Raw genomic sequence first — 15,982 nt, 5'->3', positions numbered from 1 at the left:
GCGTCCCTTCATCCTGAAACGGTGCCGTTGGCAACGGCGAAAAAGCGGGCGCGGTCGCCGAGTGCCGAAAACATCGACTGATCCGTGCCCGTCATGAAGGACTGGCCACCGAGATCATCGACAAGGTCGAACAACGCTGCCCGCCGGCCTTCGTCGAGATGGGCGGCGATTTCATCCAGCAACAGGACGGGCGCATGGCCGGTCATGTTGGCGACGAGCCGGGCATGGGCCAGCACCAGTCCAACCAGCAAGGCCTTCTGCTCGCCGGTCGAGCAGCGCGCCGCCTCCATGTCCTTGGCGCGGTGCCGGATGAGAAGATCGCTGCGGTGCGGACCATCGAGCGTGCGGCCGGCTCCGGCATCGCGCCAGCGGCCCTCTTTCAGCATGACCAGATAATCCTCCTCGAGATCGAAGGCCGGGCGATGCCATTGACCATCAAGAAAGCCGGAAAGTGCGAGATCGGCGGCGGGAAAGACGCTGCCCTCATTGTTCTTTTCCACCAGGGCGGCAAGCAGACCCAGCATTTCCTGCCGGGCAAGCGCCATGGAAATGCCAAGCTCGGCCATCTGGCGCTCCAGACCCGTCAGCCAGGACGGATCCGGCCGTGGCTCCGACAGGAGCTTGTTGCGGCTGCGCATGGCACGTTCGTAATCGGTCGCACGGCGACCATGCTGGGGATCGAGCGACAGGACGAGCCGATCGAGAAAACGGCGACGATCGCCGGAGGGACCGGTGAACAGGCCGTCCATGGCCGGCGTCAGCCAGAGCACGCGCAGATGATCGAGCAGTTCGTCGACGGTTTTTGCCGGTGTGCCATTCAGCCTCAGCCGGCGCGCCTGCCCGTCCTCGGACCCCAGGGTTCCCGTGCCGATCTCGACCGAACCTTCCATGCCTTCCAGCTCGGCAAAGACCGAAAAGCCGCCGTCCGCCCCTACCCTGGAAACGTCGGCGTGGGCCGCGCGGCGCAGACCACGACCGGGCGTCAGGAACGACACGGCCTCCATCAGGTTGGTCTTGCCGGCGCCATTGTCTCCGGTCAGCACGACATGGCGCTCATCGAGGTCGAGCGACAGGGCCGCATAGTTGCGGAAGTCCGTCAGCTTGAGACGAGAGAGAAAGACCTTGTGCGGCATTCGGCATCCGGATTCGATTGACGCCAGAGAGCTAAGCCTAACGGCCGGGGATGGCAAGGCGACAGGCCGCCGTTTGCCGCCACACAGGTTTCAAAAGCGGGATCGCAACCGCCAGACGCCCCTTGCGAAGACTGCGCGCAAGATGTTTTATCGCACTCTGCCGGCGGGGGACGCAAAGTGGCAGATCTGGGGGAAGCATGAAGGCAAGTCGTCGAACGATCATCAGGATGGCGCTTGCCGCCGTGGCACTGGGTGTGGCGCCGCAGGTGCGGGCAACGGGATCCGGTGAGATCACGTCAGACGAGGTGATGCGACACTGGTACCGGCTGGTTCTCGAACTCGTGCGTCACACGCCGACCTATTCGCCACCGGTTGCGAGCCGGGCCTTCGCCTATCTCGGGGTGACCGCGTTCGAGGCCGTGGCGAGCGGTTCGAACAGGCTGCAATCTCTGGCGGGACAATTGAACGGGCTGACACCGCTGCCGCAACGCGAGGCTGGCACGCTCTACGATGATGCGCGGGTCGTCGACAGCGCCATGGCCTTTGCGGCAAAGAGCTTCTTCAGCAATACCGGGCCGACCGGACAGCGCGCGCTGAAGGCAATGGCGGCGAGGATGCGGGAGAAGAGCGCATCGGGGCTACCGTCGGATGTGCTTGCCCGCAGCGAAGCCCATGGGCTGGCGATTGGCCAGCATATTCTCGCATGGTCACTCGATGACGGCGGCGCGGTCGTCGAGAACATGGGATTTCCGCTCGAATATACCCTGACGGAAGGGCCCGAACATTGGGTGCCGACCAGCCTTGTGGCGCAGCAGCAATTGCCGCTTTTACCGAACTGGGCGAGGAACCGCACCTTCGCGACGCCGGATGGCGCCGCCTGCGGCCTGCCGAACCCACCCGCCTATTCCGAAGACATGGCATCCGATTTCTACAGGGAAGCGCTGGAAGTTTATACCGCTGTCAACGACATCACGGCGGATCAGCGCATCATCGCCCGCTTCTGGTCGGATGACCCGATGCTGTCGCCGACGCCCCCCGGCCACTGGATTTCGATCGCGCTTCATGTCCTTGCCCGCGACAAGCACGATGCGGAAAAAACCGCCGACGTGCTTGCCCGGCTCGGGATCACGCTGGCCGATGCGTTCATCGGCTGCTGGGATGCCAAATTCAAATTCGATCTGGTCCGACCGCTGACCTATATCCACCGGGTCATCGATCCGAAGTGGGAGGCACCCCTCAACACGCCGCCCTTTCCCGAATATCCAAGCGGCCACAGCACGCAGTCCGGCGCGGCGGCGGTCGTGCTGGCACATATGTTCGGCGAAAACTTCGCTTTCGAGGACGCCACGCACGCAGCCGACGGACTGCCACCGCGCAGCTTCGCGAGTTTCTGGGACGCGGCGGAGGAGGCCGGCATATCGCGGCTCTATGGCGGCATTCATTTCCGCTCGGCAATCGAGCGCGGGCTCGATCAGGGCCGCTGCATCGGTGCCTATGCCAATGCCCTGAAAACCCGGAGATAGGCCATGCAGGCGCGATATTTCGGACTGGCGCTGATGGTTGCCTGCCTTGCCGGCGCAACACCGCTTGGTGCCGCGAACATGCCAGCGCCGCTGCCCATCTTTCACGAGGAAACAGCCACGGCCGGCGTCGGCAGCGTCTATGCTGGCGACTGGCAATACATGGTCGGCGGCGGGCTCGCGACCTTCGACTGCAGCGGCGACGGCTATCCGGACATGCTGCTTCCAGGAGGCGAGGTTCCGGCAAAATTCTATCGAAACATCAGCAAACAGGGCGGCGACCTGCATTTTGCCGAGGAGCAAAGCGGGCTTGAGATCGACAAGCTCACCGGCGCCTATCCGCTCGACATCGACAGCGACGGCATTGTCGATCTCGTTTTGTTGCGGGTCGGGGAAAACGTCGTGATGCGCGGGCTGGGCGGGTGCCGTTTCGAGCGCGCCAACGAGACGTGGGGCTTCTGGGGCGGTGACGGCTGGTCAACAGCGTTGGCGGCGACCTTCGAGCGCGGCGCCGACTGGCCGACGATCGCGATCGGCAACTATGTCAACCGATACGAGGAAATGTACCCCTGGGGAACCTGCACGGACAATCGCCTGCACCGGCCCGCCGGCACCGAGGAGCGGCGTTTTGCAGCGCCGCTTTCGCTTAAACCCAGCTTCTGTCCGCTGTCGATGCTGTTTACCGACTGGAACCGATCGGGCACGCCGAGCCTGCGGATCTCCAACGACCGGGAATACTACAAGGGTGGCCAGGAGCAGCTCTGGCACGTGGAAGCGGGTCAGCCGCCGCGCATCTATACCGCCGACGAGGGCTGGAAGAACCTGCGTATCTGGGGCATGGGCATTGCCAGTTACGATCTGGATTTCGACGGTTATCCGGAATATTTCCTGACCAGCATGGCCGACAACAAGCTGCAATCGCTGACTGAGCGCCCTGCCGATGGCAAGCCGAAGCCCGGATATGCCGATATCGCCTTTGCCAGGGGCGTGACCGCGCATCGTCCCTATATCGGCGGCGAAGTACAGCCGAGCACGGCCTGGCATACGCAGTTCGAGGACGTCAACAATGATGGCCTTGTGGATCTGTTCATCGCCAAGGGCAATGTTGCCGAAATGCCGGACTTTGCCCTGAAGGACCCCAACAACCTTCTTGTGCAGGGACCGGACGGCAAGTTTGCCGAGGTCGGTGACACGGCCGGTGTCGCCAGCATGGCCACCGCGCGGGGCGCTGCGCTTGCCGATCTCAATCTCGACGGCCTGGTCGACCTCGTCGTGGTGAACCGCTGGCAGACGGCGCAGCTCTGGCGCAATGCAAGCACGACCACAGGCCGCTGGATACAATTCGCGCTTGCGCAAAAGCCCGTCAACCGCGCGGCGATCGGCGCCTGGATCGAAGTCCGGCGCGGCGAGACCGTAATGCGCCGCGAGATCACGCTGGGTGGCGGCCATGCCGGCGGCCAGGCAGGATGGCATCATTTCGGGCTTGGCGACACCACCACAGCCGATGTCCGCGTCATCTGGCCGGACGGCACCGAAGGCGACTGGGAAAGCCTTGAGGGGAACAATTTCTACGTGCTCGAACGCGGAACGCCGGCAAAGATCTGGACGCCACGATAGCAGGCCCCGGCATCGGGACAATCGCGCACAAAAAACCGGAGGATCCTGCCTCCGGTTTTCAATTGCATCTTCGATCTGCCTGCTTTCTCGCAAGCCTTGTCACTCGATGTCGAAGAAATCCTTCATGCGGGAAAAGAAACCCGCTGATTCCGGATTGTTGTCCTTCGACGAGAGTTCATCGAATTCCTTGAGCAATTCGCGCTGGCGCTTGGTCAGCTTCTGCGGCGTCTCGATCTGCATCTGGATATAGAGATCGCCGACCTGGCTGGAGCGCAGCACCGGCATGCCCTTGCCCTTGAGGCGGAACTGCTTGCCGGCCTGGGTGCCTTCCGGGACCGTGACGCGCGACTTGGTGCCGTCGAGCGTCGCCACATCGAACTTGCCGCCCAACGCTGCCGTCGTGAACGAAATCGGCACGCTGCAATAGAGATCGGCCCCATCACGCTGGTAGAACTCGTGCGGCTTGACCGACAGGAAAATATAGAGATCGCCGGACGGGCCGCCGCGCATGCCGGCCTCCCCTTCATTGGACAGGCGGATGCGGGTGCCGTCCTCGATCCCGGCGGGAATATTCACCGACAGCGACCGTTCCTCGGTGATCCGGCCATGGCCGTGGCACTTGGTGCAGGGATCGGCGATCGTCTGGCCGCGTCCCTGACAGGTCGGGCAGGTCCGCTCGATCGAAAAGAAGCCCTGGGCGGCCCGAACACGGCCAGACCCCTGACAGGTGGCGCAGGTCGTCGGTTTTGTACCGGGCTTGGCACCGCTGCCGCTGCAGAGGTCGCAGGTGATCGAGGTCGGCACGCGGATCTGCGCGGTCTTGCCGGCATAGGCCTCTTCGAGGCTGATCTCCATGTTGTAGCGCAGATCTGCGCCGCGCTCGCGGCCACCGGCAGACCGGCGCTGGCGACCGCCGCCCATCATCTCGCCAAAAATATCCTCGAAAATGTCGGAGAAGCCGCCGGCACTGCCGCCCATGCCGGCGCCACCGGCGCCCATGCCGCCCTGCTCGAAGGCAGCATGGCCGTAACGATCGTAAGCAGCGCGCTTCTGAGGGTCCTTCAGGGTCTCATAGGCCTGATTGATTTCCTTGAAGGTCTTTTCCGATTCGGCATCGCCGGGATTCTTGTCCGGGTGATATTTCATCGCCAGTTTGCGGAAAGCGCTTTTCAGCTCTTTCTCGTCCGCTGTTTTCGCAACGCCGAGCGTTTCGTAAAGATCACGTTTCATGCTTGCAGATTGCCCTGTTGAATAGGCGCGCCAAAACCGGCTGCGCGGAGGTCGCCCGATTTCCCTGCGACAGGATTTAGTAAACCTTCAAGCGCGATACCATAGGCAAGACAGAATCATGATCGTTTTTTGTCCGGCCTAGCCGTTTTTTGTCAGAAAAACGCCAGTTCAGGCTGCAGCCGGCGCCTTTGGCACCTTGGCAGATGCGCTGCCCCAGCCGAACAGGCGGTTCAGTGCTTCGCTGACCGGCTTTTCGAAGAAGCGGTCGGACGCCATTGCGACCAGGCACGTGACGACGATCGGAACGATCAGGAACTGGTAGAAAGTGAGAAGGCCGGTCGGCTCGACCAGCCGGCGCCAGACTACGGCGAGAAGAACGGTTTCGACGATCGGGTGCCAGAGATAGATGCCGAAGGACACCCGGCCGATCGGCGACAGGAGCGCCAGGAAGCGGGCGCCCTTCGGATTGTTTCTCTCAACCAGCGCGCCCAGAAACATGGCAAGCCCGAGAAGGCCGACGATCAGATAGGATGGCCAGAGCATCAGCATGGCACCGATCGCCAGCGCAAAGGCTGCCCAGGCCAGCCCATGCGAGCGCCATTGCAGCTTGCTGTCGCGCACCAGCAGCATGACCACGCCGCCGATCGCGAAATCGGCAAAAGCCCTGTAGGCACCCCAGGTATCGGCGGCAAGCCAGCTGTTGAACGGGATGATGCCGGCTTGCGTCGCCACCTCGAGCAGGGCAACGCTGGCAATGGCGAGCAGGGCGAGACCCTTGACGCCGCCGCGCTGGATAACAAACACATAGACCGGCAGCAGAAGATAGCAGAACCATTCGGCGGACAGAGACCAGGACACGTAGTTGAAGCTCAGGTCCGGCGTCGTTCCCCAACCCTGTAGCAGCAGGATATTCTGGGGCAGCAGCGCGAAATCATAACGTTCGGGCACGGTCGAGGTGACCACGCCAAGATGGACGGCAACACCGACCGCGATGAAGATCAGGAGCGTCACGAGATAGAGCGGGTAGAAGCGCGCCAGGCGCTTGACGAGAAAGATCCTGTAGCTCGTCCAGTCCTTCAGCCTGTCGCCATAACGAAGAAGGATGAGAAAGCCTGATATCATGAAGAACATGTCCATCAGCGGCAAAAGCCGCTCCAGGATATGGCTGGCATTGTATTGCAACGCATCGCCGGGGCCAAACCGCAGGAAATGATAGCTCATGACCAGCAGGGCGGCGAAGAGGCGCCAGGATTCAAACAGTCTGAAGTACATGCGCCATCTCCGTCCGTGACGCAGTCAACCACGCCGCAGCACGCGCCTCTTTATCGGCGCGGGCTCTCTCTAGCGGCAAATCCTAGCAGGATCTCACAAATCAACCGTTAAAGTGAACGAACACGGTAAACGTCGCGCAGCGTGCGCAGACCGACGGGCCGGGCAAACGAAAAAACCCGGAACATGCGTTCCGGGTTTTTAATCCTGTGTTCTTCAAATAAAATCAGGCAACACTTATGCCGACTTCTTGCGGTCGTCCTCGTCGTTGACTTCCTCGTAGTCGGCATCGACGATGTTGTCGCCATCGCTGGCCGCATCTGCTGCGGCATCGGCATTGGCGGCTTCCGCCGACTGGGCTTCGTACATCGCCTGACCAAGCTTCATCGACGCTTCCAGAAGCGTCTGGGTCTTGGTCTTGATGTCTTCCGCATCCGGCTCGGAGGCTTCGACGGCCGTCTTCAGGCTGGCAATCGCATCGGAGATCGCAGTGCGCTCGACTTCGGTCACCTTGTCGCCGAATTCCTTCAGCGACTTTTCCGAGGAGTGGATCAGGCTTTCGGCCTGGTTCTTGGCTTCCACGGCCTCGCGGCGCTTCTTGTCGGCCTCGGCATTGGCCTCGGCGTCCTTGACCATCTTCTCGATATCCGCATCGGACAGACCGCCCGATGCCTGGATGCGGATCTGATGCTCCTTGCCGGTGCCCTTGTCCTTGGCGGAAACCTGCACGATGCCGTTGGCATCGATATCGAAGGTGACTTCGATCTGCGGAATGCCACGCGGTGCCGGCGGGATGCCGACCAGGTCGAACTGGCCAAGCAGCTTGTTGTCCTGGGCCATTTCGCGTTCGCCCTGCGAAACACGGATGGTCACGGCGTTCTGGCTGTCTTCGGCCGTCGAGAAGGTCTGGCTCTTCTTCGTCGGGATCGTCGTGTTGCGTTCGATCAGGCGGGTGAAGACACCGCCGAGCGTTTCAATGCCGAGCGACAGCGGAGTGACGTCGAGAAGCAGGACGTCCTTGACGTCGCCCTGCAGAACGCCGGCCTGGATGGCGGCGCCGAGAGCGACGACTTCATCCGGGTTGACGCCCTTGTGTGGCTCCTTGCCGAACAGCTGCTTGACGATTTCCTGGACCTTCGGCATGCGGCTCATGCCGCCGACCAGAACGACTTCGTCGATTTCGGCTGCGGTGACGCCGGCATCCTTGAGCGCGGCCTTGCAGGGTGCAACCGTGCGCTGGACGAGATCGTCGACCAGGCTTTCGAACTTGGCGCGCGACAGCTTCATCGTCAGATGCTTCGGACCGGACGCATCTGCCGTGATGAACGGCAGGTTGATTTCGGTCTGCTGCGAGGACGACAGCTCGATCTTAGCCTTTTCCGCAGCTTCCTTGAGGCGCTGCAGGGCGAGCTTGTCGTTCTTCAGGTCGATGCCCTGGTCTTTCTTGAACTCGTTGGCGAGATATTCCACCAGACGCATGTCGAAGTCTTCACCGCCGAGGAAGGTGTCGCCATTGGTGGACTTCACCTCGAAGACGCCGTCGCCGATTTCCAGAACCGAAATATCGAACGTGCCGCCGCCCAAGTCGTAGACAGCGATTGTCTTGCCGTCCTTCTTGTCGAGACCGTAGGCAAGCGCTGCCGCCGTCGGCTCGTTGATGATGCGCAGCACTTCAAGACCGGCAATGCGGCCTGCATCCTTGGTGGCCTGACGCTGGGCGTCGTTGAAATAGGCGGGAACAGTGATGACGGCCTGCGTGACCTTTTCGCCGAGATAGGATTCGGCGGTTTCCTTCATCTTCTGAAGGATCATGGCGGAGACCTGCGACGGCGAGTATTTTTCGCTGTGCGCTTCGACCCATGCGTCGCCATTGTCGCCCTTGACGATCTTGTAGGGAACGAGGCCCTTGTCCTTTTCGACGAACTTGTCGTCATACCGGCGGCCGATGAGGCGCTTGACGGCAAACAGCGTGTTTTCCGGGTTGGTCACAGCCTGACGCTTGGCCGGCTGGCCGGTCAGACGCTCTCCATCCTCGTTGAAGGCGACGATCGAAGGGGTCGTGCGCGCGCCTTCTGCATTCTCGATGACCTTCGCGTCCTTGCCGTCCATGACGGCGACGCAGGAGTTGGTCGTTCCAAGGTCGATACCAATTACTTTAGCCATGTCGTTCTCTCCTTGCAGCGGACTGTCAGAACCCGGTCAGGCATTCATTTGACAGCCCCTAACGGGATGGGTCTGTGGATGTTATCGCAGCGGTGGCTGCGGTGATAGGGGCTATATAAGGACCGGCGTTTGCGACTGCAAGACACCGCAGAACCGCAAAGCTTGCGAAATCAGCGCCTCCGAGACGGAAATTTGCGCCCCGCCGCCGTCATCCGCAATCAAACCGCTTGATCCTACATGATTCGAGCCACCGTATGCCTGCTTGCCGTTATTTCGGCGTCAATTTTTCCCCGTCCCCGATATTGCGCGCAGACTTGTCCGACGAAATGGAAAGCGGATTGCGTGACCCATAATCTCGACGGACCCGACGGAAGCAAGCCTTTTACAATCGCGCTATCGATCTGCGGCGATAGCCTTCGAGCTTCGCGCCCTGACGCTGCGCCTTCGATTGAAGGCCGGCTTCCGCCCGGAGCAGCCGCGCATCCCCGCGGGCAATCCCGACGGCGGACAATGGGCCAGCGAAGGCTCTGAAACCCGGCCGATCCTCGTCAGCCGCCGGGGACCGCGTGGCGGCGGACAGGTTCGTGTTCTCGGCCGATGGCAGACCGTCACGCCCGCACAGGAAGCACGGCTGGCGGTGAGCACCGGCCGGATGCAGGAAGCATTGCGAGCTGTCAGGAAAGTCGATCCTAGCTGGAAGCCGCCGTCGCAGATTTACGAAACCGTCGAGGGCCTTATCCGGGCAAATGAGGCAATAGCGCGAGAAGCACATTTTCGAGTATATGAGTTGACATCCAAACGAGTTGGCCCGGGACCGTTTGCGTCCGAATGGATACCGGCGCCCGCGGTCAATCGGAAGCTGACACGGGCCGAACAGGAGGAGATCAACCGAATCGGTCGCAAGTTCGGCTGCCACCGATGCGGCACAAAGGTGCCGGGCACCAAGAGGGGAAATTTCGTAGGAGACCACCAGATGCCAACTTCACTCGGTCCGCCTACGCGCGTATATCCTCATTGCCTGTTTTGTAGCAATTCGCAAGGCGGCCTCATAAAAGGCGGAAGGCTCTGAAATGGCTATTCTTCGCTTTAGCATCGCGCCGGAATACAACAGCGTTTACCTGGCAAGCCGGAATATTCGCGATGTTCCGCACAATTTCCGGGAGAGGACCATTCCTTCCACTCCTGACTGCATCAGCATTCCATGCACATATTGGAATGACGGAGACACCAATTTTACGGTCGGGGAGGCGTCGGAGATACCAATGTCGACACCACCGACCTTCGACGGCCATCTCAACACGCCTGATAAGAGGCTCGTTTTTTTCGACGCCAATGAGCCGGAATTTGCCCGCCTGCCGGTGCCGACGATCAAAACGCGAATTCGGGTATGGATCGATCACCCAAGGGAGCCGTCCAACGTCGTTATCGCTTGGGGTTAGCCATGCCAGGCGGCCACCGGACGCTGTAAGTGGAGCCCGCCCATTGCAGAGCGGTTGATCATTAAAGAGGAGGCCTGAACTATGTCTGCTCAAGCATTCACGATAACCTCGGAATATTTAAGCATATACGTCGCGGGACATCGAAAGGTAGATATCCCCCTTCATAGGGATAGGCATGGAATATTCGCCTCACGGGATTGCATTAATATTCCCGCACTTTACTGGAATGATGGAGACACGCATGTGACTTTCGGACCTGCGTCCGAGATCACTGAGGCCAGGGAGCCGGACTACGACGGCATTTTGAACACCCCAAACCAAGAGCTTATCTTGTTTGATGCGCTTGAACCGCAATTTTCCATCGCGCATGTACCGTACGCAAAAACCCGCGTTCGCGTTTGGATCGACCATCCGAAACGTGGTTGTCGCATGGGGTTAGGTGAACTCACCCACCTAAAAGAATGTCGAGAAGCGTCGTGCGGCGCGTGCCGGTCTGCTGTTTACCCACGTCAGCAGGTGGAACGAGACCGTCATTGAGCGGGACGGCGCCGGTTTGTTCAGCCGTGACGGCCTGTCCGTCGCGGGAGCCCGCCTCATTGCCATCGAGCGTGCGGGAGATGATGTCGAAGAGTTCGTCGCCGCCCTTTTCGGGGACGGGCTGGCCAGCGACGGGCTGGTCCTCGAACACCGGCTGGACGCCCACCGTGCCGAACAGCGGCGATGGCGACAGGCCCTCGTGCGCTGCGGTCATGAAGACATTCCACGCCTTGGCCGGAAGACCGCCGCCGGTGACCTTTTTCATCGACTTGCCATCATCATTGCCAAACCAGATGCCGGTCGTCAGGTTGCTGGTGTAGCCAACGAAAAGCGCATCGCGGAACGACTGGGTGGTGCCGGTCTTGCCGGCCGCGTCCCAGTCCTTCAGCCGGGCATTCTTGCCGGTGCCCGAGGTGATCACCTTGACCATCATCTGGTTCATCTCGCTGACGATTGCCGGATCGAGAACGCGGGGTGGGTTATCATAGGTGTTTTCGTAGAGAACCTTGCCATCGGCCGTCGAAATCCGCCGGATGACATGCGGCGTTGCCTTGAAGCCGCCATTCATGAAGGGGGCGTAGGCTGAGGTCAGCTCGACCAGGCTGACTTCCGAGGTGCCGAGCGCGATCGAGGCATTGGCCTGGAGTTCGGATTCGATGCCGAGACGGTGGGCGAGCTTGGCGACATTCTGCGGCCCGACCTCCATCACCAGTTGGGCGGCGATGGTGTTAAGCGAATCGGCCAGCGCGCGCGTCAGCGTCACCTCGCCGCGATATTTCTGATCGTAGTTCTCCGGTGTCCATTTGCCGATGCGAACCGGCGCATCGTTGCGCACCGACATCGGCGTCCGACCGATCTCCATCGCCGCGGCATAGACAAAGGGCTTGAAGGCCGATCCCGGCTGGCGCCTGGCCTTTGAGGCCCGATCGAACTGGCTTTCGGCATAATCCTTGCCGCCGACCAGCGCGCGAATGGCGCCGGTCCCGTCGATCGACACCAGAGCCGCCTGCGAGGCATTCAGTTTTGCGCCGTCCTCCCCCAGGCTGGCGGCGATGGCGGCTTCAGCCTTTTTCTCCAGATCGAGATCGAGCGTCGTATCGACAATCAGATCTTCCTTGATATCGCCGACCATCGCCGGCAGCTGGTCCATCACCATGTCGGCAACATAATGCTCCGAGCCGGACCAGAAGCTTTTGGCCCGTGTCGGCGTCTGCGACATGGCCGTCTTGATTTCAGAATCGGTGACGAAGCCTTCCTCGCGCATCGTGCCGAGAACGACCTGCGCACGCGCTTCCGCCGCCTGCGGATCCCGCGCCGGCGAGAGCCGTGAGGGTGCCTTGAGGAGGCCCGCCAGAAGCGCTGCCTCGCCAAGGTTCACATCGCGCGCCGACTTGTTGAAATAGCGGCGCGAGGCCGCCTCGACGCCATAGGCGTTCGAGCCGAAGAAGACGCGATTGAGGTACATCGCAAGGATCTGGTCCTTGGTGTATTTCTGCTCCAGCCAGACGGAGAGCAGGACTTCCTGAACCTTGCGTTCCAGCGTGCGGTCCGGCGAGAGAAACAGGTTCTTGGCCAGCTGCTGGGTGATCGTCGAGCCGCCCTGCACCATGCGGCCGGTGCTGATATTGGTGATCATGGCGCGGGCGAGGCCCAGCGGGTCAACACCGAAATGCGAGTAGAACCGCCGGTCCTCGATGGCAATCACCGCCTGCGGGATGTAGGGCGACATGTTTTCGAGCGACAGTGCCTCGCCGCCGGTGGCGCCGCGATTGGCGATGATGTCGCCGCTGACGGCCAAGATCTTGACGTTGGGTGGACGCTCGGGGATCGTCCAGCTGGTGGCGTTCGGCATGCGCGCGCCATAATAAAGAACGAGCCCGGCAATACCGATACCGCCCCAGATTCCGAGCACGAAACACCAGTAGAAGAGGGACCGGACGAGGCCGAACAGTCCACCGCCGGAACCACCACGCCGCGAGCCGCCACCGCGCCTGCGCGCTGACTTCCTGACGGGCTCGCGATCACCGGCTGATTTCGATGCGGCGGACCTGGCTGTCGATGCCTTGCCAGAAGAGGATGCGGAGCGACCCGATTTTCCACCGCCACCGATGCGATCGCCTGCCGAAACGTGCAGATCATCGTCGCCACGACCACGCCCGCCTTCGAAGGAAGGTTCAATTCTCTGACCTGATTTGCGTTGACCTGCCATGCCGGATCGGCGCTGCCCCATCTGTCGGGTTTCTGTGTCTGTTTGCCGGCCGCGAGACCGGCCGACGTCGATGCGACGCGCAGGCCACCTTCGAACGTGCGGTGCACTGTAAATGCGGCAATTTAAGGGGGCGTTAACGATCAGCAAAGACCGCTGCCAAGCCCTTCGCCATCGCCCCTGTCCGTCGCTTTCACGGTCGCGCGCGCGGAATCAGGCGCCGTGACGGTTGCCTGACGCAGCCAGACAGTCGATAGCTGCGGGATGATCGACTGGACCTATCTGCAACAGAACTTCGACTGGCTCGGCCACATCATTGAAGCCATCGTGATGGCGGCGATCTTCGCGCTTGCGGCCGCTCTTCTCTACGAACGCCGCATCGCCATCCTCCTTGGCCTTGCCTTCGCCGCCGGCCATTTTCACGGACGCGAGAAAAGGGACTATGAAATCAGCGTCGACATGCCGCCGCCGCATCTCGACGGCTATCTGATGTGGCAATGGAACTGGGACCAGATGACAGACTTCTGGCCTGCAGCCCTTGTCCTGCTGGCCCTGTCCTTCCTGTTCTACAGGCGCTGACCCGAACGGCGCCACAGGCTGGCGCAGTCGCCGGATCAACCGTTACCCCGACACATAGCGACATGAACGCTCAGGCCAAGAGCAGCAACGCGGTGCCGTAGAGCCCGGCCGCAAAGACGGTGTGGGCGACGAGGTTGAGCATCCGCACCTTGTTGGCATGCGGCAGTTTCGACGCGGCCCAGCCGATGCCGAGCCCAGGCTGCAGGAGAAACCATCCGGCACCGACCGTCAGTATGCCAAGAACAAAGGCCGGCAGGAAGGTCGGCGCCGCAAACCACGCCGCGCCGCCCCACAATGCCAGAAGGATGCCATAGAGAATGCCGACGGCGTAGTGGCTGATCCAGCCGAGGGCCACTTCATGCGCGTATGGTTCGGCCTGCGCGATCGTGTCGTGAAAAACCGTCCCCTTGGGCAGGTGCCAGAACCAACGACCGACGGGCCCCCAGTTCGGTCGTGGCTCGCCGAAAACCTTCCAAAGGACAATCGCCCAGACATCCATGAGGATGGTTGCGCCGACACCGATCACTACACCACGCGATAAAAGGTCAAACACGGCAATTCCACTTTCCCGGGGGTTCACGATGAATAGAAAGATCAAGGATGACGTTGTTGCAATGCCGTCCGCTCATGCTCTGCCGGATCGGAGATCCTGCAAGCCAATGGTCCCGCGCTACTGGACGGTAGGCTCGGGATCCGGATCATCGAGAAAAGACTCGATACCGTCGCGCTCGACCGTGGCCAGGAATTCCTCATAGGCATCCTTGTCGGTCGGAAAGGGCTCCTCCCAGACGGTCAGACCCTCATCCTGATCGATGACCTCCAGCGACCAGACACCGGTGCTGCCGGCAATCCGAAAAATATCGACAAGCACCGTGATGCCGTCGGCCGTGAATTCGCCGGCATAGTCCGAATGCTCGTAGTTCGGCTCGTTGTCGTTCATCTGTCTGTCCTGTTGATCCGTGCGCTTGGAATCAAGCATCTACCATCACCGTGACAGGCACAACATCTCCCGTCCCGGATTTGCACAGGCGATCGTCCTTGCGGAACAAATCCCGTCGCCAGGCGTTGGTGCAGCATCATTTAACGTGGAGAACCACCATGGCTGAACTCATCAATCCCGACATCAAGGCACTGCGCGAAGAAGTGGCAAGGCTGACGAAAATCGTTTCGGCGCAGGGCACGAAGGCCTATACCGATGTGCGCGAGCGCGCTGCCGATGCCTATGACGCGGCTGCACCGCAGGCGAGGAAAGCCGTGGCGCAGGTGCGTGCCGAAGGCAGTGCCATTGCCGGTGTCGCCCGCGAACACCCGGCTGCAGCCGGCAGTGTTGTGTTTCTGGCCGCGGCAGCCGGCATGCTGGTCGGCTACCTGCTGGGCTCTCAGTCCGAGCCCGAACGCTCCCCATATTGGTGGCGCTGATTGCGGCGCCAGCCTTGCGCCCTGTGCATTGCTGCGTTGCAATATAATGCCTGTTGTTCACGCTAGGAAAGCGTAGACTACAAACATCGAAGCAATGCACCTCCTCCCGCAGCGCTTCGATGTTGCAGACAACCCACTCCTCCTCCCGGGGAAGTCTGCAGGATCGGCAACACTCCTCCTCCCAGTTGCTGGTCGGTTCTAATTTGAAAAGCCCGCTGCCACCTCCTCCCGGCTGCGGGCTTTTCTCATTCTACCGTTCGCACCGACACGGACGAGAGATCGCAGCAATTTGCGCCGAATGAGGCTAGAAAACGGCATTTCCTCGGCGCCTTTTCGATCCGAAAAAATACAACGTTTACAACGCACAAATTGAAAATGCGGAAATAAAACTTGACGTTTTCACCCCCTTCAATTATTTGCTGCGCTGTCGATATTTGTTAGATGACTTTGGTTTTTGCGACTTTGCGCGCAATCGGACGAACTTTCCTTCAGATTCGAACAAATGCCGTTTCCTTGCGTTTAGGAGATGGTCCAACACAATTTGCTAGAGAAAGGGATCCGTTATGGCCACTGGCACTGTAAAATGGTTTAACTCCACAAAGGGCTTCGGCTTCATCCAGCCGGACGACGGCAGCCAGGACGTATTCGTCCACATTTCGGCTGTTGAACGCGCTGGCATGCGTGGTCTCAACGACGGTCAGAAGATCAGCTTCGAGCTCGTCAAGGACCGCAAGTCCGGCAAGATGTCTGCAGACAACCTGCAGGCTGCCTAATACGCTGGGCGCGTTTCTCGCGCCCGCAAATGTCTTTGACATTCGGAAAAGGTCGGGTCATCCCGGCCTTTTTTGTGTTTTAGGCCACAGACAGCTC

General features: G+C 60.8%; 13 protein-coding genes. 6 read left to right on the top strand and 7 right to left on the bottom strand.

Going from position 1 to position 15,982, the window contains the following annotated elements; all coding sequences use genetic code 11:
- Nucleotides 1-8: 8 nt before the first annotated feature.
- On the bottom strand, nucleotides 9-1,133 hold the full coding sequence (recF, locus tag AX760_RS15825; RefSeq protein WP_071833890.1) for a DNA replication/repair protein RecF: 1,125 nt from the start codon (nucleotides 1,131-1,133) through the stop codon (nucleotides 9-11).
- A 197-nt stretch (nucleotides 1,134-1,330) separates the two neighbouring features.
- Here recF and AX760_RS15820 point away from each other — a divergent pair, with 197 nt between their 5' ends.
- Both AX760_RS15820 and AX760_RS15815 read left to right on the top strand, forming a co-directional pair.
- Nucleotides 1,331-2,656, top strand: coding sequence for a vanadium-dependent haloperoxidase (locus AX760_RS15820; protein WP_071833889.1), 1,326 nt, complete (start codon nucleotides 1,331-1,333; stop codon nucleotides 2,654-2,656).
- A gap of 3 nt (nucleotides 2,657-2,659) precedes the next feature.
- Nucleotides 2,660-4,270, top strand: coding sequence for a CRTAC1 family protein (locus AX760_RS15815; RefSeq protein WP_071833888.1), 1,611 nt, complete (start codon nucleotides 2,660-2,662; stop codon nucleotides 4,268-4,270).
- 99 nt (nucleotides 4,271-4,369) lie between these two features.
- Here AX760_RS15815 and dnaJ read toward each other — a convergent pair whose 3' ends face one another.
- The 3 genes from dnaJ to dnaK all read right to left on the bottom strand — a co-directional run bounded on the left by dnaJ (nucleotide 4,370) and on the right by dnaK (nucleotide 8,932).
- Entirely contained in the window at nucleotides 4,370-5,500 is a 1,131-nt protein-coding gene (gene dnaJ / locus AX760_RS15810; RefSeq protein WP_071833887.1) for a molecular chaperone DnaJ, read from the bottom strand.
- Nucleotides 5,501-5,668: 168 nt separating this feature from the next.
- Entirely contained in the window at nucleotides 5,669-6,772 is a 1,104-nt protein-coding gene (locus AX760_RS15805) for an acyltransferase family protein (RefSeq protein ID WP_071833886.1), read from the bottom strand.
- Between the two features lie 234 nt (nucleotides 6,773-7,006).
- Nucleotides 7,007-8,932: a molecular chaperone DnaK gene (dnaK, locus tag AX760_RS15800; RefSeq protein ID WP_071833885.1), complete on the bottom strand. Its 1,926-nt coding sequence runs from the start codon at nucleotides 8,930-8,932 to the stop codon at nucleotides 7,007-7,009.
- 1,070 nt (nucleotides 8,933-10,002) lie between these two features.
- On the opposite strand from dnaK, the gene AX760_RS26770 reads away from it, so the two are divergent.
- Nucleotides 10,003-10,371 carry a hypothetical protein gene (locus AX760_RS26770; protein ID WP_139276070.1) on the top strand — a complete coding sequence of 123 codons (369 nt, stop codon included), beginning with the start codon at nucleotides 10,003-10,005 and terminating at the stop codon, nucleotides 10,369-10,371.
- Nucleotides 10,372-10,816: 445 nt separating this feature from the next.
- Here the strand turns inward: AX760_RS26770 and AX760_RS15790 are convergent, their stop codons facing one another.
- Entirely contained in the window at nucleotides 10,817-13,117 is a 2,301-nt protein-coding gene (locus AX760_RS15790) for a transglycosylase domain-containing protein (protein WP_175552076.1), read from the bottom strand.
- A gap of 261 nt (nucleotides 13,118-13,378) precedes the next feature.
- On the opposite strand from AX760_RS15790, the gene AX760_RS15785 reads away from it, so the two are divergent.
- A complete protein-coding gene (locus tag AX760_RS15785) occupies nucleotides 13,379-13,693 on the top strand; it encodes a hypothetical protein (protein ID WP_071833882.1) in 315 nt (104 codons plus the stop codon).
- 70 nt (nucleotides 13,694-13,763) lie between these two features.
- Here AX760_RS15785 and AX760_RS15780 read toward each other — a convergent pair whose 3' ends face one another.
- Together AX760_RS15780 and AX760_RS15775 are read right to left on the bottom strand one after the other, a co-directional pair.
- Nucleotides 13,764-14,246: a DUF2938 domain-containing protein gene (locus AX760_RS15780; RefSeq protein WP_071833881.1), complete on the bottom strand. Its 483-nt coding sequence runs from the start codon at nucleotides 14,244-14,246 to the stop codon at nucleotides 13,764-13,766.
- A 117-nt stretch (nucleotides 14,247-14,363) separates the two neighbouring features.
- Nucleotides 14,364-14,633 (bottom strand): hypothetical protein, encoded by a 270-nt coding sequence (locus tag AX760_RS15775; RefSeq protein WP_071834030.1) that lies wholly within the window; start codon nucleotides 14,631-14,633, stop codon nucleotides 14,364-14,366.
- 158 nt (nucleotides 14,634-14,791) lie between these two features.
- Here AX760_RS15775 and AX760_RS15770 point away from each other — a divergent pair, with 158 nt between their 5' ends.
- Together AX760_RS15770 and AX760_RS15765 are read left to right on the top strand one after the other, a co-directional pair.
- Nucleotides 14,792-15,112 carry a hypothetical protein gene (locus AX760_RS15770; protein ID WP_071833880.1) on the top strand — a complete coding sequence of 107 codons (321 nt, stop codon included), beginning with the start codon at nucleotides 14,792-14,794 and terminating at the stop codon, nucleotides 15,110-15,112.
- A 563-nt stretch (nucleotides 15,113-15,675) separates the two neighbouring features.
- Nucleotides 15,676-15,885, top strand: a complete 210-nt coding sequence (locus tag AX760_RS15765) for a cold-shock protein (RefSeq protein WP_037103743.1) — start codon at nucleotides 15,676-15,678, stop codon at nucleotides 15,883-15,885.
- Nucleotides 15,886-15,982 lie beyond the last annotated feature (97 nt).

The organism is Pararhizobium antarcticum, from assembly GCF_001885585.1.
GTDB classification, from domain to species: Bacteria; Pseudomonadota; Alphaproteobacteria; order Rhizobiales; family Rhizobiaceae; genus Pararhizobium; species Pararhizobium antarcticum.
The sequence above is the reverse complement of the archived record's forward strand: the minus strand, read 5'-3'. Positions and strand labels throughout refer to the sequence as shown.